General features: G+C 65.4%; 22 protein-coding genes and 2 pseudogenes. 22 read left to right on the forward strand and 2 right to left on the reverse strand.

What is annotated here, in order from left to right; all coding sequences use genetic code 11:
* The 6 genes from AYB31_RS16490 to AYB31_RS16515 all read left to right on the forward strand — a co-directional run.
* A partial coding sequence (locus tag AYB31_RS16490; protein WP_330220005.1) for an exodeoxyribonuclease VII large subunit occupies positions 1 to 317 on the forward strand: 317 nt, incomplete at its 5' end.
* 48 nt (positions 318 to 365) lie between these two features.
* Complete coding sequence (locus AYB31_RS16495; protein ID WP_068829804.1) at positions 366 to 1,184, forward strand: peptidoglycan DD-metalloendopeptidase family protein; 819 nt, start codon at positions 366 to 368, stop codon at positions 1,182 to 1,184.
* A 93-nt stretch (positions 1,185 to 1,277) separates the two neighbouring features.
* Entirely contained in the window at positions 1,278 to 2,537 is a 1,260-nt protein-coding gene (locus tag AYB31_RS16500; RefSeq protein WP_068829805.1) for a mechanosensitive ion channel family protein, read from the forward strand.
* 67 nt (positions 2,538 to 2,604) lie between these two features.
* Positions 2,605 to 4,290 (forward strand): flagellinolysin, encoded by a 1,686-nt coding sequence (locus AYB31_RS16505; protein WP_068829844.1) that lies wholly within the window; start codon positions 2,605 to 2,607, stop codon positions 4,288 to 4,290.
* Positions 4,291 to 4,566: 276 nt separating this feature from the next.
* The gene (gene leuA, locus AYB31_RS16510) at positions 4,567 to 6,243 is read left to right on the forward strand and encodes a 2-isopropylmalate synthase (RefSeq protein WP_068829806.1); all 1,677 of its coding nucleotides are present in this window, start codon (positions 4,567 to 4,569) and stop codon (positions 6,241 to 6,243) included.
* Between the two features lie 326 nt (positions 6,244 to 6,569).
* Positions 6,570 to 7,619 carry an NAD(P)-dependent alcohol dehydrogenase gene (locus AYB31_RS16515; protein ID WP_068829807.1) on the forward strand — a complete coding sequence of 350 codons (1,050 nt, stop codon included), beginning with the start codon at positions 6,570 to 6,572 and terminating at the stop codon, positions 7,617 to 7,619.
* Positions 7,620 to 7,685: 66 nt separating this feature from the next.
* Here the strand turns inward: AYB31_RS16515 and AYB31_RS16520 are convergent, their stop codons facing one another.
* Complete coding sequence (locus AYB31_RS16520; protein ID WP_068829808.1) at positions 7,686 to 8,471, reverse strand: amidohydrolase; 786 nt, start codon at positions 8,469 to 8,471, stop codon at positions 7,686 to 7,688.
* A gap of 83 nt (positions 8,472 to 8,554) precedes the next feature.
* On the opposite strand from AYB31_RS16520, the gene AYB31_RS16525 reads away from it, so the two are divergent.
* From AYB31_RS16525 to AYB31_RS16595, 16 genes and pseudogenes are all read left to right on the forward strand, one after another.
* Positions 8,555 to 8,851 (forward strand): winged helix-turn-helix domain-containing protein, encoded by a 297-nt coding sequence (locus AYB31_RS16525; protein WP_068829809.1) that lies wholly within the window; start codon positions 8,555 to 8,557, stop codon positions 8,849 to 8,851.
* Positions 8,852 to 8,866: 15 nt separating this feature from the next.
* Positions 8,867 to 9,421, forward strand: coding sequence for a VTT domain-containing protein (locus AYB31_RS16530; protein ID WP_068829810.1), 555 nt, complete (start codon positions 8,867 to 8,869; stop codon positions 9,419 to 9,421).
* Between the two features lie 151 nt (positions 9,422 to 9,572).
* Positions 9,573 to 10,535 carry a YbgA family protein gene (locus tag AYB31_RS16535; RefSeq protein ID WP_068829811.1) on the forward strand — a complete coding sequence of 321 codons (963 nt, stop codon included), beginning with the start codon at positions 9,573 to 9,575 and terminating at the stop codon, positions 10,533 to 10,535.
* A complete protein-coding gene (locus tag AYB31_RS16540; RefSeq protein WP_068829812.1) occupies positions 10,532 to 11,461 on the forward strand; it encodes a MerR family transcriptional regulator in 930 nt (309 codons plus the stop codon). Before AYB31_RS16535 ends, AYB31_RS16540 begins: the two co-directional genes overlap by 4 nt.
* Positions 11,449 to 12,888, forward strand: a complete 1,440-nt coding sequence (gene phrB / locus AYB31_RS16545; RefSeq protein WP_068829813.1) for a deoxyribodipyrimidine photo-lyase — start codon at positions 11,449 to 11,451, stop codon at positions 12,886 to 12,888. Before AYB31_RS16540 ends, phrB begins: the two co-directional genes overlap by 13 nt.
* Positions 12,881 to 13,303, forward strand: a complete 423-nt coding sequence (locus AYB31_RS16550; protein WP_068829814.1) for a nuclear transport factor 2 family protein — start codon at positions 12,881 to 12,883, stop codon at positions 13,301 to 13,303. Before phrB ends, AYB31_RS16550 begins: the two co-directional genes overlap by 8 nt.
* Positions 13,300 to 14,058 (forward strand): SDR family NAD(P)-dependent oxidoreductase, encoded by a 759-nt coding sequence (locus tag AYB31_RS16555; protein WP_068829815.1) that lies wholly within the window; start codon positions 13,300 to 13,302, stop codon positions 14,056 to 14,058. The genes AYB31_RS16550 and AYB31_RS16555 overlap by 4 nt, the downstream gene beginning before the upstream one ends.
* Positions 14,055 to 15,005: pseudogene (locus AYB31_RS16560) on the forward strand (NAD(P)/FAD-dependent oxidoreductase); the annotation flags it as partial. The gene AYB31_RS16555 and the pseudogene AYB31_RS16560, both read left to right, overlap by 4 nt.
* Positions 15,006 to 15,146: 141 nt before the next feature.
* A pseudogene (locus AYB31_RS22180) lies at positions 15,147 to 15,443 on the forward strand (FAD-dependent oxidoreductase); the annotation flags it as partial.
* Positions 15,440 to 16,231 (forward strand): DUF1365 domain-containing protein, encoded by a 792-nt coding sequence (locus AYB31_RS16565; protein WP_068829816.1) that lies wholly within the window; start codon positions 15,440 to 15,442, stop codon positions 16,229 to 16,231. The pseudogene AYB31_RS22180 and the gene AYB31_RS16565, both read left to right, overlap by 4 nt.
* A complete protein-coding gene (locus tag AYB31_RS16570; RefSeq protein ID WP_068829817.1) occupies positions 16,218 to 17,492 on the forward strand; it encodes an SAM-dependent methyltransferase in 1,275 nt (424 codons plus the stop codon). Before AYB31_RS16565 ends, AYB31_RS16570 begins: the two co-directional genes overlap by 14 nt.
* A 74-nt stretch (positions 17,493 to 17,566) precedes the next feature.
* Positions 17,567 to 18,103 carry a DUF2878 domain-containing protein gene (locus AYB31_RS16575; RefSeq protein WP_153020737.1) on the forward strand — a complete coding sequence of 179 codons (537 nt, stop codon included), beginning with the start codon at positions 17,567 to 17,569 and terminating at the stop codon, positions 18,101 to 18,103.
* Positions 18,104 to 18,236: 133 nt separating this feature from the next.
* Positions 18,237 to 18,770 (forward strand): TetR/AcrR family transcriptional regulator, encoded by a 534-nt coding sequence (locus AYB31_RS16580; protein WP_236715572.1) that lies wholly within the window; start codon positions 18,237 to 18,239, stop codon positions 18,768 to 18,770.
* Between the two features lie 47 nt (positions 18,771 to 18,817).
* The gene (locus tag AYB31_RS16585) at positions 18,818 to 19,507 is read left to right on the forward strand and encodes a glutathione S-transferase family protein (RefSeq protein WP_177332307.1); all 690 of its coding nucleotides are present in this window, start codon (positions 18,818 to 18,820) and stop codon (positions 19,505 to 19,507) included.
* 5 nt (positions 19,508 to 19,512) lie between these two features.
* On the forward strand, positions 19,513 to 20,214 hold the full coding sequence (locus AYB31_RS16590; RefSeq protein WP_068829821.1) for a glutathione S-transferase N-terminal domain-containing protein: 702 nt from the start codon (positions 19,513 to 19,515) through the stop codon (positions 20,212 to 20,214).
* Between the two features lie 67 nt (positions 20,215 to 20,281).
* Positions 20,282 to 20,590: a YkgJ family cysteine cluster protein gene (locus AYB31_RS16595; RefSeq protein WP_068829822.1), complete on the forward strand. Its 309-nt coding sequence runs from the start codon at positions 20,282 to 20,284 to the stop codon at positions 20,588 to 20,590.
* A gap of 115 nt (positions 20,591 to 20,705) precedes the next feature.
* On the opposite strand, the gene AYB31_RS16600 is transcribed toward AYB31_RS16595, so the two are convergent.
* A complete protein-coding gene (locus AYB31_RS16600) occupies positions 20,706 to 21,218 on the reverse strand; it encodes an acyloxyacyl hydrolase (RefSeq protein ID WP_068829823.1) in 513 nt (170 codons plus the stop codon).
* Positions 21,219 to 21,267: the final 49 nt, after the last annotated feature.

Consider the following 21,267-nt stretch of genomic DNA (forward strand, 5'->3'; position numbering starts at 1 on the left):
ACCCCGGCCGCGCCCTGGCCCTGCTGCGCCAGCGCCTGGACAGCCTGGCCGCGCGCCTGCCCCGCGCCGTGCAGGGCCAGCTGCGCGAACGCCGGCAGAAGCTCGAAGGCCTCGCGCAGAACCTGCATATCGTCAGCCCGCTGGCCACCCTCGGCCGTGGCTACAGCATTCTCCTCGACGAGCGCGGCCAGGCCGTGCGCGCCGCCAGCCAGACCCAACCTGGCCAACGCCTCAAGGCGCGCCTGGGCGAGGGCGAACTGGAGGTGCGGGTCGAGGACAATCACCTCACGCCGGTGACCCTGTCGCTGCTGGATTGAACCGCCGGCTAAGCACCCCGAACCATCCTACGAACGGAACGCCAACTGATGCGCCTGATCGTCGCCCTGCTGCTCTGCCTCGCCCTGCCCGTCCATGCCGAAGGCTTCCTCACCCGCCTGCTGAACAAACCGGTGCCCGGCGGCGTTGCGGTGGTCGACCTGGGTGACGGCCCGAGCGCACCGCAGGTGCGCTACCAGGGCAAGCCGGTGCTGGTGATCAGGGAAGACGGGCAACGCTGGATCGCCATCGCCGGTATCCCGCTGACGGTAAAACCCGGCACACAGCAGTTGCAGGCGGACGGGCGCACACTGAGCTTCACGGTTGGTGCCAAGCGCTATCGCGAGCAACGCATCACCCTGAAGAACAAGGAACAGGTCAACCCGAACCCGGCCAACCTCAAGCGCATCGAGCGCGAACTGGCCGAGCAGAACGCCGCCTACCGCCAGTTCAGCCCTCGCCAGCCGAGCAACCTGCTGCTGGACAAGCCGGTCAACGGCCCACTGTCCTCCCCCTTCGGCCTGCGTCGTTTCTTCAACGGCGAGGAGCGCAACCCGCACTCCGGGCTGGACTTCGCCGCCGCGGCCGGCACCCCGATCAAGACCCCAGCCGCCGGCAAGGTGATCCTGGTCGGCGACTATTTCTTCAACGGCCGCACCGTGTTCGTCGACCATGGCCAGGGTCTGATCAGCATGTTCTGCCACCTGTCGCAGGTCGGCGTGCAGGTCGGCGACGAGCTGGCCCGCGGCGCGGTACTGGGCAAGGTCGGCAGCACCGGACGCGCCACCGGCCCGCACCTGCACTGGAACATCAGCCTCAACGATGCCCGGGTTGACCCAGCCATCTTTATTGGCGCGTTCAAGCCCTGAGTCGCAATCCGGGCTTACAGATGCGGCTTGGGCTCGCGGACAGGCTTTGCTAAGGTCCTGCCGCTTGAGCCATTGCACTACGAGAACTCCGGCATGCCCGCGCAACTGCAAAACGCCCTGGACTGGCTGAGCCGTCACCCCGAACTGCACACCATCTTCGCCCTCGGCGCCCTGCTATTCGTTGCCTGGGCCGCCAACTGGCTGGTCAAGCGCATCCTCGTACGCGGGCTGAATCGCGCGATGGGCGCTACCCACCTGGGCCGCACCACCAATATCCGCGACAGCGGCATGATCAAGCGCCTGTCCAACGTGGTACCGGCACTGATCCTGATCAGCGGCGTGCACCTGCTGCCCAACCTGCCAGAAGCGGTGACCAGCGTGGTGGTCAATGTCGCCTCCGCCTTTATCGTGCTGACCGTGGCCCTGGCCATCAGCGCCCTGCTGGATATCATCAACACCCTTTACCAGCTGCGCCGCGACGCCCACCTCCGACCGATCAAGGGCTACCTGCAGGTGGTGAAGATCGCCGTCTTCGCCATCGCCACCATCCTCATCATTGCCAGCCTGATCGACCGCTCGCCGCTGATTCTGCTGTCCGGCCTCGGCGCCATGGCCGCCGTCCTGCTGCTGATATTTCAGGACACCCTGCTGTCGCTGGTGGCCAGCGTGCAGATCAGTTCCAACGACATCATCCGTGTCGGCGATTGGGTGGAGATGCCGCAACTGAATGCCGACGGCGACGTGATCGACATCGCCCTGCACACGGTCAAGGTGCAGAACTGGGACAAAACCATCAGCACCATCCCGACCAAACGCTTCATCACCGACGCGTTCAAGAACTGGCGCGGCATGGAGGAAAGCGGCGGTCGACGGATCAAGCGCTGCCTGCACCTGGACCAGAACAGCGTGCACTTCCTCAGCGCCGAGCAGCAGGATGAACTGCGCGGCGTTGAACTGCTGACCGACTACCTGAACGACAAGCAGGCCGAACTGCTGGCCAGCAACGCCGAACGCAACGACCCACGCAACACCCGCCGCCTGACCAACCTCGGTACCTTTCGTGCCTATGTCGAGCGCTACCTGCGCCAGCATCCTGGCATCCACCAGCAGATGACGCTGATGACGCGCCAGCTGCAACCGGGTGCCGACGGCCTGCCGCTGGAGATCTACTGCTTCACCAACACCACCACCTGGCTGGCCTACGAGGGCATCCAGGCCGATATCTTCGACCACCTGCTGGCGATCCTGCCGGCCTTCGGCCTGCGCGTATTCCAGAACCCAAGCGGTGTGGACTTCCGTGCTCTTGCGGACGTAGCACCTACCGCTCGTCGACCTGAGCCGGAGCACGTTTAAGTCCCGTAACGCCCTGCCGATCTATCCAGTGAAGCCGGACAGCCGTCCGGTGGATATGGGTGAGCGGTTGATGCTGACGGTCAACACCAACATCGCCTCGTCGTTCACGCGTCGCCAACTGGAAAGCAACGGTACCGGCCTCAATACTTCGCTGCAGCGCCTGTCTACCGGACAGCGCATCAACAGCGCAAAGGACGATGCAGCCGGGCTGCAGATTTCCAATCGCCTGACCTCGCAGGTACGCGGGCTGGGTGTGGCGGTGCGTAACGCCAACGATGGCATTTCGCTGCTGCAGGTGGCTGAGGGCGCGCTACAAAGCGTGACCGACGCCCTGCAGCGCATCCGCTCGCTCGGACTTCAGGCCATGAACGGCTCCAATGGCGTCAGCGAGCGCCAGGCGCTCGACCAGGAAGCCCAGCAGCTGCTGCAGGAAATCAACCGGGTCAACGAAACCACCACCTTCGCCGGGCGCAAGGTATTCGATCAGGGCAGCTTCTCGGTATTGGGCGATCTGGACCAACGCGCGGTCCTCAACTCGCTCAAGGGTTTCTGGATCAGTGAGGGCGAGCAGCGCGTATTCGATGCCTTTGGCCTGCGCGCCGATGGCGCAAAGATGGAAATCACCTTCAGCAACGACAGCAGTAGCCAGGCGCTGGCCTCGGTGTCCTACTCCGGTGCTGACGGTGGTGGGCGCGTGCTGAACCAGACACTCAACGTCAACCTGGCCTATTTCGATGCCAGCACGCTGCCGGACGGCGGCAGCTACCCGCAATACACCGACCGAGTCATCGCCCATGAGATGGCCCACGCAGTCATGGGTCGCACCATGAACTTTGCCGCGGGACTGCCTAGCTGGTTCATAGAAGGGGCAGCAGAGGCCGTACAAGGTGCCGATGAGCGCCTGTTCAACGACACCGCTGGCGGCACCAACACCGCCGCGATAGTGACAGCCTTCAACGCCGACGACGTGAGTGGTTCGGCCGGTTACTCAGGTGGCTATGCGGCGGTGCGCTATATGCACGACAGCATCAAGGCGGCCGGCGGCAAGGGCATCAAGGACATCATGGGCTACCTGAACGCCAATACCGGCGCGACCCTCGATCAGGCACTGACCAATGCCAGCCATGGCGCCTTCGCCAGCCTGGCCGACTTCGGGACTCAGTTCAACGCCGATGCCGCCACCTATGTGGCCAGCCTCGACCTGACCAACGCCGACACCGGCGCTATTGGCGGCCTGGACGCCGACGGCGGCCCTGAGCTGACTGCAGAAGACGTGCTACTCAACCAAGGGACTGGCGTGCCTGGCTCGCAAGGATTCACACTGGTCGAGCCAACCCTGTTCAACGCCAATGGTGTTGGCGGCAACGCCCAGACAGAGTTTCAGGTCGGCGCCAATGCCTATGAAACCATCCAGATCGGCATCAGCTCGTTCAATGCCGACACACTGGCCCTCAGCCGTCTTGACCTGATTGACACCCCCGGCCTGGCGGTGATGGATATCGACGACGCACTGGCCTATATCGACCGCCAGCGGGCCTACATGGGAGCCGTGCAGAATCGGCTTGAGTCGACGATCGAGAACCTGCAAAGCATCGCCGAAAATGCCTCGGCCAGCCGCTCGCGCATCCTCGACACCGACTTCGCCGCGGAAACCTCCAATTTGGTCTCCAAGCAGATCATCCAACAGGCGGCGCAAAGCGTGCTGGCGCAAGCCAACCAGCGTCCTCAGGCCGTGCTCAGCCTGCTGTCCTAGAGTTCACGCAATTCAACACAACGCCCCAGCCATACAGCGCAATAATTCACCAACAAAGAGCCATACCCGCAATACTTTGGCGTTTTGCGCGCAAGCATTGCCATATTTACCCTCCAGCAGTAGGGTTATCAGCATGAAAACAGCTCACACCCTCATTCTGCTGCGGCAACACACCTGCCTGCGCCTGGTCAGTCCGCGACTACGCGGCTGAACCTTCCTCTCGCCTCAACTCTTTCGTGTTGCCCCGGCCTGCCGCCGAATTCAAGGATTTGTCCGATGACCATGCTCAAAGACCCGTCGAAGAAATACCGCCCCTTCACCCAGGTGCAATTGCCCGATCGCACCTGGCCGGACCAGATCATCGACAAGGCGCCGATCTGGCTGTCCACCGACCTGCGCGACGGCAACCAGTCGCTGATCGAGCCGATGGATGCCGAGAAGAAGATGCGCTTCTTCAAGTGCCTGCTCGCCGTGGGCCTGAAGGAAATCGAAGTGGGCTTCCCGTCCGCCTCGCAGACCGACTTCGACTTCGTCCGCGAGCTGATCGAGGGCGGCCACATCCCTGACGACGTCACCATCCAGGTGCTGACCCAGGCCCGTGACGACCTCATCGAGCGCACCTTCGAGTCGCTCAAGGGTGCCAAGCGCGCCATCGTTCACTACTACAACGCCTGCGCGCCGAGCTTCCGCAAGATCGTCTTCAACCAGGACAAGGCCGGCGTCAAAGCCATTGCCGTGGCCGCCGGGCAGACCATCAAGCGCCTGGCTGCCGCACAGCCGGAAACCCAGTGGGGCTTCGAATATTCGCCGGAAGTCTTCAGTTCCACCGAGATCGATTTCGCCGTCGAGGTGTGCAACGCGGTGATCGGCGTGTTCCAGCCGACCCCGACCAGCAAGCTGATCCTCAACCTGCCGGCCACCATCGAGTGCGCCACGCCGAACAACTACGCCGACCAGATCGAGTGGTTCGGTCGCCATGTCGATCGTCGTGACAGCGTGCTGATCAGTGTGCACACCCACAACGACCGCGGCACCGGCGTCGCCGCTTCGGAACTGGCCGTGATGGCCGGCGCCGACCGCGTCGAAGGCTGCCTGTTCGGCAATGGCGAGCGCACTGGCAACGTCTGCCTGGTGACCCTGGCGCTCAACCTCTACACCCAGGGCGTCGACCCCGAGCTGGACTTCTCCGACATCGACGCCGTGCGCAAGGTAGTCGAGGACTGCAACCAGATTCCGGTGCACCCGCGTCACCCCTACGCCGGCGACCTGGTCCACACCGCCTTCTCCGGTTCGCACCAGGACGCCATCCGCAAGGGCTTCGCCCAGCAGAAGGACGACGCCGTGTGGGAAGTGCCGTACCTGCCGATCGACCCGGCCGACATCGGTCGCGACTACGAAGCCGTCATTCGTGTGAACAGCCAGTCCGGCAAGGGCGGCATCACCTTCCTGCTGGAGCAGGAATACGGCATCAACCTGCCGCGCCGCATGCAGATCGAGTTCAGCCAGGTGGTGCAGCGCGAGACCGATCGCCTCGGCCTGGAGATGACCGCCCAGCAGATCTACAGCCTGTTGCAGAGCGAGTACCTCGAAGCCAACAGCCCCTATGTGCTGAAGAGCCATCGCCTGCAGGAAGAGAACGGCATCTGCACCGTGGACGTCGAAGTGGCCTACGACGGCGAGACCCGCCGCAAGCACGGCACCGGCAAGGGTCCGCTGGAGGCGCTGGTCGCCGCCCTGCCGCAGAGCATCGAGATCATGGATTACCACGAGCACGCCATCAGCGCCGGCACCAATGCCCAGGCTGCGGCCTACATCGAGGTACGCCTGAACGGTGGTCGCCCGCTGCACGGCATCGGCATCGACGAGAACCTGACTACCGCGACCTTCCGCGCCCTGTTCAGCGCACTGAACCGTGCCCTGGAACAAGCTGACGAGAAGACTGCGGCGGCCTGATCGCCAGGCACTGACAAAAGGGGGCTTCGGCCCCCTTTTTTATGGCGCGCCATCGCTGGCAACGGCTGGGCGGCACCGTAGCCACTCCCACAAAAAATCCAGGCACGCCCCGTGGGAGCGGCTTCAGCCGCGATGAAGGAAACGCAGATGCCCCGCCGGCGTGTCTTCGTAGCAAACGGCTTCAGCCACCCTTGAGGACGGTCTGCTGCAGGCGGTCACCTGCAAGTTCGCACTTCTGGGCACAGACTCGGCAGGATCGTGCAAGCCGCCTGTAACCCGCCTGCCTTAGCCTCTCCTGCATCGTTTGCACCGCTCAGGAGAGCCGCATGACCACCACCCTCGCCTTCGCCGCACAGAATCCAGAAACCCCACTGGCCCCCATGAAAATCCAGCGCCGCGCCGTCGGCCCGGACGATGTGGCCATCGACATTCTCTACTGCGGCGTCTGCCACTCCGACTTGCACACCGCGCGCAACGAGTGGAACAACACCCTGTATCCCTCGGTACCGGGCCACGAGATCGTCGGCCGGGTCAGCGCCGTCGGCAGCAGCGTCACCCAGTTCAAGGTCGGCGACGTCGCCGGCGTCGGCTGCATGGTCGACAGCTGCCGGCACTGCGCCTCCTGTGGCGAGAGCCTGGAGCAGTATTGTGAAAGCGGCTTCACCGGCACCTACAACGGCCCGGTGTTCGGCGGCGAGAACACCTTCGGCGGTTACTCCCAGCACATCGTGGTCGATCAGCGCTTCGTCCTGCAGATCCGCCACAGTGCCGAGCAACTGGCCGCCGTCGCCCCGCTGCTGTGCGCCGGCATCACCACCTACTCGCCGCTGCGCCAGTGGAAGGTGGGGCCGGGCCAGAAGGTCGGCATTGTCGGCCTCGGTGGTCTCGGCCATATGGGGGTAAAGATCGCCGCCGCCATGGGCGCGCACGTGGTGCTGTTCACCACCTCGCCGAACAAGCGCGACGACGCCCTGCGCCTGGGCGCCAGTGAAGTGGTGGTATCGAAGAATGCCGATGAGATGGCAGCGCATGCCAGCAGCTTCGACTTCATCCTCAACACCGTGGCCGCGCCGCACGACCTCAATCCCTTCCTCAACCTGCTCAAACGCGACGCCACCCTGTGCCTGGTCGGCGCACCGGACTCGCCGCACCCGCCGGCGGACGTGTTCGGCCTGATCTTCAAGCGCCGGCGCATCGCCGGCTCGCTGATCGGCGGCATCGCCGAAACCCAGGAAATGCTCGACTTCTGCGCCGAGCACGGCATCGTCTCGGACATCGAGGTGATCCCCATGCAGGCGATCAATCAGGCCTACGAGCGCATGTTGAAAAGCGACGTGAAGTACCGCTTCGTGATCGACATGGCCAGCCTGGCGTAACGGCTGCAGTGCGTATAACGCCCTCACCCCGACCCTCTCCTGGGGGGAGAGGGGGATGCGAGCCCATCAGCTCAGACTGAAAGCATCGGCGTCCATGTGCGCCGGGAAGCGCTGCCGGTAGGCCGCCAGCTCGGCGGCTGCCAACGTCACGCGGAATACGCCAGCCGCATCACCCGGCGCCAGCAAGGCCTCGCCCTGGAAGTCCAGCACCTGGCTGTCGCCGCTGTAGGGGTGGCCATTGCCGTCACTGCCGATGCGGTTCACCGCGGCCACGTAACACAGGTTCTCGATGGCCCGTGCCGGCAGCAGACGGTTCCAGTGCTGGCGCCGCGCCGCCGGCCAGTTGGCGGTGTACAGCAGCAGATCGGTACCCTCGGGGTCACGGCTCCACACCGGGAAGCGCAGGTCGTAGCAGATCAGCGTGCGCACCCGCCAGCCTTTCACCTCCAGCACCACCTGCTCCTCACCCGCCGCGTAGTGCTTGTGCTCGCCGGCCATGCGAAACAGATGCCGCTTGTCGTAATGCGCCAGCGAGCCATCCGGGCGCGCCCACAGCAGGCGGTTGCGGTAGCTGCCATCGGCGGCCTGGATAATCAGGCTGCCGGTGACCACCGCATCGATGCGCTGCGCCTGCTCGCGCAGCCAGGCCGTGGTCGGGCCGTCTTCCGGCTCGGCCAGCTCGGCCGAGTGCATGGAGAAGCCGGTACTGAACATCTCCGGCAGCACCACCAGGTCGGCGCCGCGCGCCTGCTCCAGCTGGGCGGCGAAGTATTCCCGGTTGGCAGAGGGGTTTTGCCAGGCCAGTTCACACTGCACCAGCGCCAGTTCCAGGTCGTCGTTCTGAGCGTTCATCGCTATCCTCCGCAAGACCTGCGTAGATACCCTGGCCAGTTGCGCCTGGCAAGACGCGGGAGTCGCCACCTTCAGGAGCCAACATGGAAGCCAGCAAGACCCGCACCAGTTTCTACCGCCGCCTGTACGTCGCCTGGCTGATCGACAGCGGCACCGCCACCAGCGTGCCGGCATTGATCGAGGCCACCGGCATGCCCCGGCGCACCGCCCAGGACACCCTGGCCGCGCTGGCCGAACTGGATATCCACTGCGATTTCGTGCAGCACGACGGCGCGCGCAACAACGCCGGCCATTATGAGATCCGCGACTGGGGCGCCATCGACAAGATCTGGGTCGGCACGCACCTCGGGCAGATCAAGCAGTTGCTCGGCTATCCCTGAACCCGAGAGAAGCGCATGCCTCGCCGCCTGCTACTGACCGTCCTGTTCCTCGTCACCCTGTTCGCCCTGTTCGAGCTTTCCGGGCTGCGCCAGCACTTCAGCCTGGAATACCTGCACCAGCTGCTGCTGATGCACAAGGTCGGCGGGCTGCTGGCATTCGCCCTGCTCTTCGCCCTCGGCAACCTGATCCAGCTGCCCGGCTGGATCTTCCTCGCCGCCGCCGTGCTGGCGTTCGGTCGGACCTGGGGCGGTGTGGCGACCTACCTGGCCGCCACCCTGTCCTGCCTGTTCACCTTCGGCGTGATCCGCTGGATGGGCGGCGACGCGCTGCGCCAGCTGGACAACCGCCTGGCCCGACGCATTCTCGGGCACCTCGACGCCCACCCGGTGGCCTGCGTCGCCCTGCTGCGCCTGCTGTTCCAGACCGTACCTCCGCTCAACTACGCGCTCGCCCTGTCCGGTGTGAAGCTGCGCCACTACCTGCTCGGCACCCTGCTGGGCCTGCCGCTGCCGATCGCCCTCTACTGCCTGTTCTTCGATTACCTCGGCAAAGCTCTGCACCTGTCCTGAAGCCACCTGACTACGGGGCTGTGCGCGCACGACGGGTCCGTTCGCGCGCAAGAAAGCTGTACAAGAGCATTGACTTGTACAACTCAAGATCTATGATGCGATCAGTTGTACAAAAACAATTTCTTGTACAAGAAACATCGAAGGTCGAGCCATGCCCAATACTGCACCCGCACTGCTCAAACTCGGTATCAGCGCCTGCCTGCTCGGTGCGCCTGTGCGCTACAACGGCGGCCACAAGGAATCGCGCCTGTGCAGCCACACCCTGGCCGAGCACTTCGAATTCGTCCCCCTGTGCCCGGAAGCGGCCATCGGCCTGGGCATTCCCCGTGAACCCATCCGCCTGGTCGGCGACCCCGCCGCGCCGCGCGCACTGGGTACGGTGCATCGCGAACAGGACCACACCCAGGCGCTGCACGATTACGGCACGCGCATGGCTGGCGAACTGCATGACATCTGCGGCTACATCTTCATGCAGAAGTCGCCGTCCTGCGGCCTGGAGCGGGTCAAGGTATACCGGGACAACGGCTACCCGGCCGATGGCGGCGGCACCGGCATCTTCGCCGCCGCGTTGACCCGCCTGCGCCCCGACCTGCCGGTGGAGGAAGATGGCCGCCTCAACGATCCGGTGCTGCGCGAGAACTTCCTCACCCGCGTGTTCGCCTACGCCGAATGGCAGCGCCTGCTGCACGCCGGCCTGACACGCAAGGCCATCATCGACTTCCACTCGCGTTACAAGTACCAGCTGATGGCCAGCAACCCGTTGCAGTACAAGGCCCTCGGCCAGCTGCTCGGCGAACTCGGCCGGCACGACCCGTGTGAAGTCGGCCCGCGCTACTTCAGCCAGTTGATGGCAGCACTGAAGAAGTGCGCCACCCGCGGCACCCACAGCAACGTGCTGCAACACCTGTCCGGCTATCTCAAGCAGGCCCTGAGCCGCGACGAGAAGGCCGAGATGCAGCAGCTGATCGAACAGTACCGGCGCGGCATCGTGCCGCTGGTGGTGCCGCTGACCCTGCTCAAGCACCACTTCCGCCAGCATCCGGATCACTACGTGGCGCGCCAGGCCTACCTGCAGCCGCACCCGGAAAACCTCAGCCTGCGCAACGCCCTATGAACACGCCAGGCGACGACTACCAGGCGGCCCTCGCCCAGGGCTACCTGCCGATCCGCGAGGTGGCGCGGCACACCGGGGTCAACCCGGTGACCCTGCGCGCCTGGGAGCGCCGCTACGGCCTGATCGTCCCGCACCGCACGCCCAAGGGTCACCGGCTCTATTCCCAGGAGCACCTGGAGCGCATCCACGCCATTCTCGGCTGGCTGGAGCGTGGCGTGGCGGTTGGCCAGGTCAAGGAGCTGCTCAGCACGCGCAGCACGCCCCCGGCGCCCGGCAGTAATCAGTGGCAGACCCTGCGCAGCCAGCTGCTGCAGTGCATCGAAGAGCTGAAAGAGCGCCAGCTGGACGAGCACTTCAATCGTGTCTTGGCGCTTTATCCACCACGGACCCTGTGCCAGCAGCTATTCCTGCCGCTGTTCGACGAACTGCAGCAGCGCTGGCAAGGCGCGCCCTTCGGCGCCCATCTGGAACGGGTGTTCTTCCACTCCTGGCTGCGCAGCAAGCTGGGCGCGCGCCTGACGCAGAACAACCGCCAGCTCAGTGGTGCGCCCCTGCTGCTGGTCAACCTGTCCGATCTGCCACTGGAGCCTGGCCTGTGGCTTAGCGCCTGGCTGGCAAGCTGCGCCGGCAGCCCAGTGGAGGTGTTCGACTGGCCACTGCCGCTGGTCGAGCTGGCAGTCGCCCTGGACAGCCTCGCCCCCTATGCCCTGCTGCTGTATTCCAGCCAGGCGCTGGACAACTCGTTGCTGCGCCGCGAACTGCCGCGCCTCAATACCAACTGCGCCGTGCCCCTGCTGCTGGTCGGCGCGGCCGCTCACATCCACGCCGACGACCTGCGCCAACTGCCCGGCCTGCACCTGGCAGACGACCCTCTGAGCGCCGATCTGCTCCTGCAACAACTCAAGGCCAGCCCATGCGTCAACTGATCTGGTTCCGCACCGACCTGCGCGTGCACGACAACACCGCCCTCGCCGCCGCCCTGCAGGCGGGGCCGACCATTGCCCTGTTTGTGCTCAGCCCGCAGCAATGGCTGGAGCACGACGATGCCCCCTGCAAGGTCGACTTCTGGCTGCGCAACCTCAAGGAACTGCAGCAGCGCCTCGCCGAACTGAACGTGCCGCTGCTGATTCGCACCGCCACGCACTGGCGCGCTGCTCCGCAAGTGCTGGCCGATGTCTGCCGCGATCAGGGCATCGGCTGCGTCCAGGTCAACGAGGAATACGGCCTCAACGAGACCCGCCGCGACCAGGCGGTGCGCGGGCAACTGGACATGCTCGGCGTCGAGTGGCGCAGCCACCTCGACCAGCTGCTGTTCCAGCCCGGTAGCGTGCTGACCCGCACAGGCACCTACTTCCAGGTGTTCAGCCAGTTCCGCAAGGTTTGCTACCAGCGCCTGCATACGGCCATGCCCGGCCTGGTGCCGACGCCCAAACCCCAGGCCTCGCTCGACCTGGCCAGCGATGCCATTCCCAGGGCACTGCCCGAATTCGTATCGCCCAGCGACAGCCTGCGCCAGCTCTGGCCGGCCGGCGAGGCGCACGTGCGCCAGCGCCTGGACGAGTTCGCCGACGAGGCCCTGCTGTATTACCAGGAGCAACGCGATTTTCCCGCCCGCCCCGGCACCAGCCGCCTGTCGCCCTACCTGGCCGCCGGCGTGGTATCCCCACGCCAGTGCCTGCATGCGGCGCTGCAGGGCAACCGTGGCGAGTTCGACAGCGGCAATCCCGGCGCCATCACCTGGATCAACGAGCTGCTCTGGCGCGAGTTCTACAAGCACATCTTGGTCGGCTATCCGCGCGTCTCGCGGCATCGCGCCTTCCGCCCGGAAACCGAAGCGCTGCCCTGGCGCAATGCGCCCAAAGAGCTGGCGGCCTGGCAGCAGGGCCGCACCGGCATCCCCATCGTCGACGCGGCCATGCGCCAGCTGCTGGCCACCGGCTGGATGCACAACCGCCTGCGCATGGTGGTGGCGATGTTCCTGACCAAAAACCTGATGATCGACTGGCGCGAGGGCGAGCGCTTCTTCATGCGCCACCTGATAGACGGCGACCTGGCCGCCAACAACGGCGGCTGGCAGTGGAGCGCCTCTACCGGCACCGACGCGGCGCCCTACTTCCGCATCTTCAACCCCATCAGCCAGTCGCAGAAGTTCGACCCCGATGGCCGCTTCATCCGCACCTGGGTACCGGAGCTGGCCGAGCTGAACAAACGCGATATCCACGATCCGGCGGCCATGGGCGGGCTGTTTGGCATCGCCGACTACCCGCGCCCCATCGTCGACCTGGCCCGTTCGCGCGAGCGGGTGCTGCAGGCCTTCAAGAACCTGCCGCAAACGGAGGCTGCGCATGTCTGACTTCCTGCGTCATTTCGCCGAACGCTTTGCCGAGCTGGACGCCAGCAATCTGCAACGCATCGATGAGCTGTACAGCGCGGACATCCTGTTCCGCGACCCACTGCACGAGGTGCGCGGCCTGACGGCGCTGCAAGACTACTTCGCCGAGCTGTATGCCAACGTCAGCCAGCTGTATTTCGACATCCACAGCCACGACCAGATCAGCGACGGCGAAGGCTACCTGCGCTGGACCATGAACTACCGCCACCCGCGTCTGCGCAGTGGTGCGCTGATCCGCGTCGACGGCTGTTCGCACCTGCTGTGGTGGGACAAGGTCTACCAGCACCGCGACTACTTCGACGCCGGCGCCCTGCTTTACGAGCACCTGCCCCTGATGGGTGGCGCCATTGCCTGGTTGAAGCGGAGGCTGGCATGAGCAAGCGCATCTGGCTGACCGGCGCCAGCAGCGGCATCGGTGCCGCCCTGGCGGAAATCCTCCTGCAACAAGGCCACCGCCTGGCGGTCAGCGCGCGCAATGCCGGCGCCCTGCAGACCCTGGCCACACGCTACCCACAGCAGGTGCTGCTGGCGCCCGGCGACCTGAGCGACACCGAACAGGTGCGCGCCATCGGTCAGCGGATCACCACACACTGGGGCGCGCTGGACCTGGTGATTCTCAATGCCGGCACCTGCGAATACCTCGAAGCCGAGGCATTCGAGGCCGACCTGGTCGAGCGCGTCATGCGCGCCAACCTGCTGTCCGCCAGCTACTGCGTGGAAGCCGCCCTGCCTCTGCTGCGCCAGGGTCAGAACCCACACCTGGTGGCCGTGAGCAGCTCGGTGACCTACCTGCCGCTGCCGCGGGCCGGGGCCTATGGCGCCTCCAAGGCGGCGCTGCGCTACCTGTTCGAGTCGCTGCGCATCGATCTGGCCGCCAGCGGCGTCGACGTCACCCTGGTCAGCCCCGGCTTCGTCGACACGCCGCTGACGCAGAAGAACGACTTCCCCATGCCCATGCGCTGGCCGGTGGACAGGGCCGCCCGGCATATCGCCGAACGCCTGGACAAGCGCCCGCTGGAGATCGCCTTTCCGCGTCTGTTCATCGCCGGCCTGGTGCTGCTTTCGCACCTGCCCGCCCGCCTGCAACTGGCCCTGGGCAAGCGCCTGGCCCGCACGGAACACCAACCATGAAGATCGCCATCATCGGCAGCGGCATCGCCGGCCTGACCAGCGCCTATCTGCTCAACCGCCAGCACGACATAACGGTCTTCGAGAGCAGCGACTGGGTCGGCGGCCATACCCACACAGTGGACGTCGAGGTCGAAGGGCGCCCGTACGCCATCGACACCGGATTCATCGTGTTCAACGACTGGACCTACCCCAACTTCATCCGCTTGCTCGACCAGCTGGGCGTCGCCTCGCAGCCGGCCGAGATGAGCTTCTCGGTGCACGACCCGGCCAGCGGCTGCGAGTACAACGGCAACAACCTCAACAGCCTGTTCGCCCAGCGCCGCAACCTGCTGTCGCCGGGGTTCTGGGGCATGCTGCGCGACATCCTGCGCTTCAACCGCGAGGCGCTGTTCGACCTCGAGCAACAGCACATCGGCGCCGACACCACGCTCGGCGACTACCTGCGCCGGCGCGGCTACGGGCAGCGCTTCATCGATCACTACATCGTGCCGATGGGCGCGGCGATCTGGTCCATGTCGCTGGCCGACATGCTGACTTTCCCGCTGCAGTTCTTCGTGCGCTTCTTCAAGAACCACGGCCTGCTCTCGGTCAACGACCGCCCGCAGTGGCGTATCGTCGCTGGCGGCTCACGCAGCTATGTGGCGCCGCTGAGTGCCGGCTTCGCCGAGCGCATTCGCCTGAACTGCCCGGTACATAGAGTCGAACGCGATGCCAAGGGCGTGACTATCCATAGCCCGAGCGGCGCCGAGCGTTTCGACAAAGTCATCTTCGCCTGCCACAGCGACCAGGCCCTGGCGCTGCTGGCCGCCCCGAGCGAGGCCGAGTGGACGATCCTCGGCGCCCTGCGCTACGCCGACAACGACGTGGTGCTGCACACCGACACCCGCCTGCTGCCCGACCGGCCGCTGGCCTGGGCCAGCTGGAACTACCGCCTGGGTGGGCCCAGCAGGCCGTTGCAAAGCGTCGCGAGCGACGGCCAGGCTAGGCGGGGCCCGCCGAAGAAGCGCAGTTTACGAGAGGTAAATGAGCATTCCGAGGTGGGCACCAACGACGCATGGCCTAGCGCAGCAGCTTTGCAACAGCCTGCCGAGCAGCCGGCGGCAGTCACCTACAACATGAACATCCTGCAGGGCATCCGCAGCGACACCACTTTCTGCGTCAGCCTCAACCAGACGGCGGCCATCGACCCGGCCAAGATCCTTGGCCACTACCGCTACGCCCATCCGCAGTTCAGCCTGGCCGGCATTGCCGCCCAGGCGCGCTGGCAGGAACTCTGCGGCGTCCAGCACAGCTACTACTGCGGCGCCTACTGGGCCAATGGCTTTCACGAAGACGGCGTGGTCAGCGCACTGCGCGTGGCCCGCGCCTTCGGGGAGCAGCTGTGAACAGTGCGCTGTACCAGGGCTGGGTCAGCCACCGCCGCTTCCTGCCGCGTGGCCATGCCTTTCGCTATCGCATGGGTCTGCTCTACCTCGACCTGAGCGAGCAGGACGCGGTGCTGGCCCTGTCGCCCCTGGCCGGGCGCTCGCGCTGGGCGCCTTTCGCCTTCCGCGAAAGCGATTTCCTGCCTCAGCTCACCGGCCAAGGCGTGCGCCTGCTCGATGCCGTACGCCAGCGCGTCGGCGCAGCACTCGGCCAGATGCCGCAAGGCCGTGTGTGTCTGCTGGCGCAGCCGCGCAGCTGGGGTCTGGCGTTCAACCCGGCGAGCTTCTTCTACTGCTTCGACGAGCACGACCGGCTGGCCGCCATCCTCTGCGAGGTCAGCAACACACCCTGGCGCGAGCGTTACCACTATGTGCTGCCGGCCAATGCCGAGGGCGAGTCGCGCCACCGCGTGGCCAAGAGTTTCCACGTCTCACCCTTCCTGCCGCGCGAACTGGAATACCGCATGCGCTACTCGCCACCCGACGAGCATTTGCGCATCCGCATGGAGGACTGGCAGGGCGAAGACAAGCTGTTCGAAGCCGGCCTCGGCCTGCGCCGCGTCGAACTGACCCGCGCCAGCCTGCACCAGCATCTGCTGAGTTTCCCCTGGATGACCGCCAAGACCCTGTTGGCCATTTACTGGCAAGCCCTGCGCCTGCTGCTCAAGCGCATCCCGATTCATAGCCATCGTGCCGCGGACGGCGACTTCCGCACCGCCTCTCTGGAGCCTCGCCATGAAAAGCCCTGATCTCAGTTCCGCGAAAACCAGTGTGCGCGCCGGCAACGGCATCGGCGCCGGCCTGCTCAGGCGCGCCGTGCTGCACCAGCTCGGCCAGCTGCGCCACGGCCAGCTGACCATAGTCGAGGACGGCGAACGGCAGACCTTCGGCCAGAGTGGTGCGCACCTGCAGGCCGAGATCCAGGTGCTGGACGGCGCCGTCTGGGCGATGGTCGCCGGCAATGGCTCGATCGGCGCCGGCGAAGCCTATATCCACGGCTACTGGAGCACCCCGGACCTGACGGCGGTGGTACGCATCTTCGTCGCCAACCTGGACGTGCTGGACGGCATGGAGCGCGGCCTGGCCCTGCTCGGCCGCCCGCTGCTGCAGGGCCTGCACTGGCTCAACCGCAACACCCGCCAGGGCTCGCGCAAGAACATCGCCGCCCACTACGACCTGGGCAACGAGCTGTTCGAACAATTCCTCGACCCGACCATGATGTACTCGGCGGCGATGTTCGACACCGCGCACGACAGCCTGGAACAGGCCCAGCTGAACAAACTGGAGCGCATCTGCCAGAAGCTCGACCTCAAACCCGACGACCACCTGCTGGAGATCGGCACCGGCTGGGGCAGCATGGCCATCTACGCCGCCAGCCACTATGGCTGCCGGGTCACCACCACCACCCTGTCGCGCCAGCAGTATGAATACGCCCAGCGGCGCATCGAGGAACAGGGCCTGCAGCAGCGCATCACCCTGCTGCTGGAGGACTACCGCGACCTGCAGGGCCAGTACGACAAGCTGGTGTCCATCGAGATGATCGAGGCGGTCGGCCACCGCTTCCTGCCCACCTACTTCAAACAGTGCGCGCGCCTGCTCAAGGACGACGGCCTGATGCTGCTGCAGGCCATCACCATCCGCGACCAGCGCTACGAACAGGCACGCAAGTCGGTGGACTTCATCCAGCGCTACATCTTCCCCGGCGGCGCACTGCCCTCGGTGAGCAGGATGCTGGACGTGATCAGCCGCGACACCGACCTCAACCTGCACCACATGGAGGACTTCGGCCTGCACTACGCCAGAACCCTGCGCCTGTGGCACGACAACCTGCGCCACGCTCGCCATCGCCTGGAGCAGCTCGGCTACGACGACTACTTCTACCGGCTGTGGGAGTTCTACCTGTGCTACTGCGAGGGCGGCTTCCTCGAACGCACCATCGGCACCGCGCAACTGCTGCTGGCCAAGGAAGGGGCACGCCCGGCGCCGCTGCTCGGGCGCCTCGATGCCTGAACCATTGTCCTTGGGCGACGGCCGGGGTACGGGTACTCTCTGCCGTTGCTAACTACCGGCCGACTCGCATGCCCATGACCGCGCCCCGCTCACTGATCCTCAACGCCCTGCTGTTCCAGGTGGGCTGGTTCGCCTGCATCTTCGGCGCCACCCGCCCCTGGCTGCTGACGGTGGCGCTGGCCTGCCTGGTCGCCCACTTCATCTGGGTCGCCCACTGGCGCAGCGAAGGGCGCCTGGTCGCCAGCGTCGCGCTGTTCGGCTGCACGCTGGACAGTTTCCTGCTCAACCTCGGCGTCTTCGACTTCGCCGGCGACAGCCGCCTGCTGCCCGCCTGGCTGGCCCTGCTCTGGGCCCTGTTCGCCACCACCCTCAACCACAGCCTGGCCTGGAGCGCCCGCCCCTGGTGGCTGGCCAGCCTGCTCGGCGCCAGCGCCGCGCCACTGTCCTACCTGGCCGGCGCCAAACTGGCCGGCGTCGGCCTGCCCCTGGGGCAATGGCCAACGCTGCTCTTGCTGGCCGCGATCTGGGCCCTGGTGATGCTGGTGGCGCATGGGTTTGCGGGGATGTATCGGGCTAAGAGCCTGCCACACGACCGCAGCAGCTCCGCCTGAGGCGCCCCCCACACGGCGCTGACCACTGCCCGCCTACCGGTTGCATTCTGAACCGATCAGTCCTAAATTATCCGGCATGACTCAACGCGGCCGCCCCCTATCCTACGATCCGGATCGAGTACTCGATCAGGCCATGCAGATCTTCTGGCAGCAAGGCTATGAAGCCACCTCGCTACAGGACCTGCTGCAGGCTACCGGTCTGTCCAAGAGCAGCCTGTACCAGGCTTACGGCAGCAAGCTTGGGCTATTTCGTGCCGCGTTCGCCCAGTACTGCCAGCAACGCGCCAGCGACTTGCGCACCCAACTGCTGGCCGCACCACAGATCAAGCCGGCGCTTGCCCACTGGCTACTCAGCGCAATGGAAGAAAGCCACACCGGCGAGCCACCACGCGGCTGCATGCTGGTCAACGTGGCCAGCGAGTTTTCCCAGAGTGATCCGCAGATCGCGCAACTGATCCAGCGAGGCGGCTCGGCCATTCAGCGAGCCCTGCGCGATGCCCTGGAACAGGCCATCTCACGCGGCGAACTGGCCGACACGAGCAATCCTGCAGCCCTGGCCGCCTACCTGCAGTGCCTGATGAGCGGCCTGCGTACCCAGGTCAAGTCAGGTGCGCCCCGCGAAGCGGTAGAAGCCGTTGTGAACCTCGCCCTGCGACCTCTTGACTGATTTTTTGCCATTTTATGGACCAAACGGTCCCAATAGGAGAAGTGAAGATGCGTGAACTCTTTGAACTCTGCGGCGCCGACCCACAGGTGGTGTTCTCCCCCTACTGCTGGCGAGTCCGCCTGGCCCTGGCCTACAAGGAGCTCGACTTCGTCAGTCGGCCCATTCGCTTCTCCGACAAAGCACTCATCGGCTTCTCCAACCAGCAGTTGGTACCCGTACTGCGCGATGGCGAACAGGTGACCAACGACAGCCTGGCCATCCTGCAGTACCTGGACGCAACCCACGCACAGGCACCTGCAGTGGGTGACGACCTGGCATACAGCCGCCTGCGCCTGCTCGACAGCCTGTTCGCGCCCATGCGCATAGGGTTGTTCAAGCACCTGATCCTGCGCATCTACGCCGCCATCGCCGATGAGGATCGTACCTATTTCCGCGAAAGCCGCGAGCGCAACCTGGGCACAACGCTGGAAGCATTCGCCGATGAAGCCGGTGGCCGTGCGCAGTTCTGCCAAGCCCTGGCGCCAGTGAGTAGCGTACTGGGCAAGCAGCCCTACCTGGACGGCGAACGCCCCGGCGCTGCCGACTTCCTGCTTGGCGGGCTGTTCTTCTGGGCCTGGAGCCTGGGTAGTGCGCCCTGGGCCGAAGACGCCGCCGCCTCGGCCTGGTTCCAGCGCCTGCTTGAGCGCTGTGAGGCGCAACACGGCGCAGTCCGTCGTTTTCAACCCGCAGGAGCCTGACTGCCATGATCGACCTCTACTACTGGACCACACCCAACGGCCACAAGATCAGCATCTTTCTTGAGGAAAGCGGCCTGGAGTACCAAGTCAAACCGGTACATATCGGCAAGGGCGAGCAGTTCCAGCCCGCGTTCCTGGAGATCGCCCCCAACAACCGCATCCCGGCCATCGTCGATCATTCACCGACCGATGGCGGCGAACCGTTGGCGCTGTTCGAGTCTGGCGCCATCCTCGAATACCTGGCCGACAAGAGCGGCCAGTTCCTGCCGCAGGACGATGTGCGTGCCCGCTTCCGCGTGCTGCAGTGGTTGTACTGGCAGATGGGCGGCGTCGGCCCCATGGCCGGGCAGAACCACCACTTCACCCGCTACGCACCCGAACCGATTCCCTATGCCATCGAGCGCTACGTGAAGGAGACGGCACGCCTGTACGGCGTACTCGACCGACAGCTGGCCGGGCAGGACTATGTTGCCGGCGATTATTCCATCGCCGACATGGCCATCTATCCCTGGGTGCGGGGCTGGGAGGCCCAGCGACAACGTCTGGAGGAGCTGCCCAACGTCGCCGCCTGGCTGGAACGCATCGCCGCACGCCCCGCCGTGCAGCGTGCCTATGCGCTGGCCGAGCAGATCAATAGCGACCCGGCGGCCCTGCTCGGTCCGGAAGCGAGGCGCCTGCTGTTCGGCCAGGGAAAGAGCGATCACTGAGCCTGTAACGGGTCGGTCTGTCGGCCAGGCAAGCCATCCTCGGTTGCCTGCCGTACACTCCGCGCCCATGACCCGCATCCCCCTCACCCAACTCCCCAGCGAGCCTACCGTCAGCTGCAGCACCTGCGCGGCCTGCTGCTGCCAGCTGGAAGTCATGCTGATCACCGACACCGGCGTACCGCAGCGTTTTATCGAAACCGACGACTGGGGCGGCGAGGTGATGCGGCGCCTGGACGACGGCTGGTGTGCCGCACTGGACCGCGACAGCATGCGCTGCACCATCTATGAGGTGCGCCCGCTGATCTGCCGCGAGTTCGAACTGGGCTCGGCCGAGTGCCACGAGGAGCGAAGCGGCATGACAGGCATCTATCGCTAAACGGGCCGCGCATCCTATTGGGATGCAGCTTGGCTGCCTGATAGAGCCAGTTGCCCCGATGAGCTGGGCGTAAAAAAACCGGGCACCCACCCGGTTTCTTTTGCCTGCAGCCCGCTCAGAAGCGGGTGCGGTAATGCAGGGTGTAGGCCTCGACGCCATCGTTGGGCTGCTTGAGCCCGGCATTGGAGTAATGCAGTGCGCGAATGCCGATCTCCTGGCCGGAGAAGCGCAGGCCGGCGCCGATGCGATCCTCGAACTGGAAGGACGACGCCAGGTCGTTGCCTTCCATCTCGGTGCTGGAGAACAGCGCCACGCCGATACCGGCCTCGATGTAGGGCTGGACGCTGTCACCGGCAAATTCGTAGACGAACACCGGGCTGAAGGAGAGGCTGTGGTTGCTGGCGGTTTCGTCGCCATCCCAGTAGGTGTAACCGGCATCCCAGTAACCGGTCAGGCGACCCACGTCGCTCTGCCACCAGCTGCTGTCCCAGTCCCACTGAGCGCCGAGACGATAGACCATGGTCGAGTCACCGCTCTGGCCAATGGCCGCGGTGAGGTCGACGGCCTGTGCGGAAAAACTCCCCAGAGCAAGGGCTGCAGCGGCAGCCAGATGGATAATTCTCTTCATGCAAACTTCCTGTAGTCGAGGGCGAAGCAAGGCGACGCGACGGTCATAC

The organism is Pseudomonas sp. BMS12, assembly GCF_001592875.1.
In the GTDB taxonomy this organism is placed as follows: domain Bacteria; phylum Pseudomonadota; class Gammaproteobacteria; order Pseudomonadales; family Pseudomonadaceae; genus Aquipseudomonas.

Excerpts from the sequence above, each read along its gene's own strand:
- AYB31_RS16495 (WP_068829804.1), top strand. The coding sequence starts at position 366 with ATGCGCCTGATCGTCGCCCTGCTGCTCTGCCTCGCCCTGCCCGTCCAT.
- AYB31_RS16500 (WP_068829805.1), top strand. The coding sequence starts at position 1,278 with ATGCCCGCGCAACTGCAAAACGCCCTGGACTGGCTGAGCCGTCACCCC.
- leuA (WP_068829806.1), top strand. The coding sequence starts at position 4,567 with ATGACCATGCTCAAAGACCCGTCGAAGAAATACCGCCCCTTCACCCAG.
- AYB31_RS16515 (WP_068829807.1), top strand. The coding sequence starts at position 6,570 with ATGACCACCACCCTCGCCTTCGCCGCACAGAATCCAGAAACCCCACTG.
- AYB31_RS16520 (WP_068829808.1), bottom strand. The coding sequence starts at position 8,471 with ATGAACGCTCAGAACGACGACCTGGAACTGGCGCTGGTGCAGTGTGAA.
- AYB31_RS16525 (WP_068829809.1), top strand. The coding sequence starts at position 8,555 with ATGGAAGCCAGCAAGACCCGCACCAGTTTCTACCGCCGCCTGTACGTC.
- AYB31_RS16530 (WP_068829810.1), top strand. The coding sequence starts at position 8,867 with ATGCCTCGCCGCCTGCTACTGACCGTCCTGTTCCTCGTCACCCTGTTC.
- AYB31_RS16535 (WP_068829811.1), top strand. The coding sequence starts at position 9,573 with ATGCCCAATACTGCACCCGCACTGCTCAAACTCGGTATCAGCGCCTGC.
- AYB31_RS16540 (WP_068829812.1), top strand. The coding sequence starts at position 10,532 with ATGAACACGCCAGGCGACGACTACCAGGCGGCCCTCGCCCAGGGCTAC.
- phrB (WP_068829813.1), top strand. The coding sequence starts at position 11,449 with ATGCGTCAACTGATCTGGTTCCGCACCGACCTGCGCGTGCACGACAAC.
- AYB31_RS16550 (WP_068829814.1), top strand. The coding sequence starts at position 12,881 with ATGTCTGACTTCCTGCGTCATTTCGCCGAACGCTTTGCCGAGCTGGAC.
- AYB31_RS16555 (WP_068829815.1), top strand. The coding sequence starts at position 13,300 with ATGAGCAAGCGCATCTGGCTGACCGGCGCCAGCAGCGGCATCGGTGCC.
- AYB31_RS16570 (WP_068829817.1), top strand. The coding sequence starts at position 16,218 with ATGAAAAGCCCTGATCTCAGTTCCGCGAAAACCAGTGTGCGCGCCGGC.
- AYB31_RS16575 (WP_153020737.1), top strand. The coding sequence starts at position 17,567 with ATGACCGCGCCCCGCTCACTGATCCTCAACGCCCTGCTGTTCCAGGTG.
- AYB31_RS16580 (WP_236715572.1), top strand. The coding sequence starts at position 18,237 with ATGCAGATCTTCTGGCAGCAAGGCTATGAAGCCACCTCGCTACAGGAC.
- AYB31_RS16585 (WP_177332307.1), top strand. The coding sequence starts at position 18,818 with ATGCGTGAACTCTTTGAACTCTGCGGCGCCGACCCACAGGTGGTGTTC.
- AYB31_RS16590 (WP_068829821.1), top strand. The coding sequence starts at position 19,513 with ATGATCGACCTCTACTACTGGACCACACCCAACGGCCACAAGATCAGC.
- AYB31_RS16595 (WP_068829822.1), top strand. The coding sequence starts at position 20,282 with ATGACCCGCATCCCCCTCACCCAACTCCCCAGCGAGCCTACCGTCAGC.
- AYB31_RS16600 (WP_068829823.1), bottom strand. The coding sequence starts at position 21,218 with ATGAAGAGAATTATCCATCTGGCTGCCGCTGCAGCCCTTGCTCTGGGG.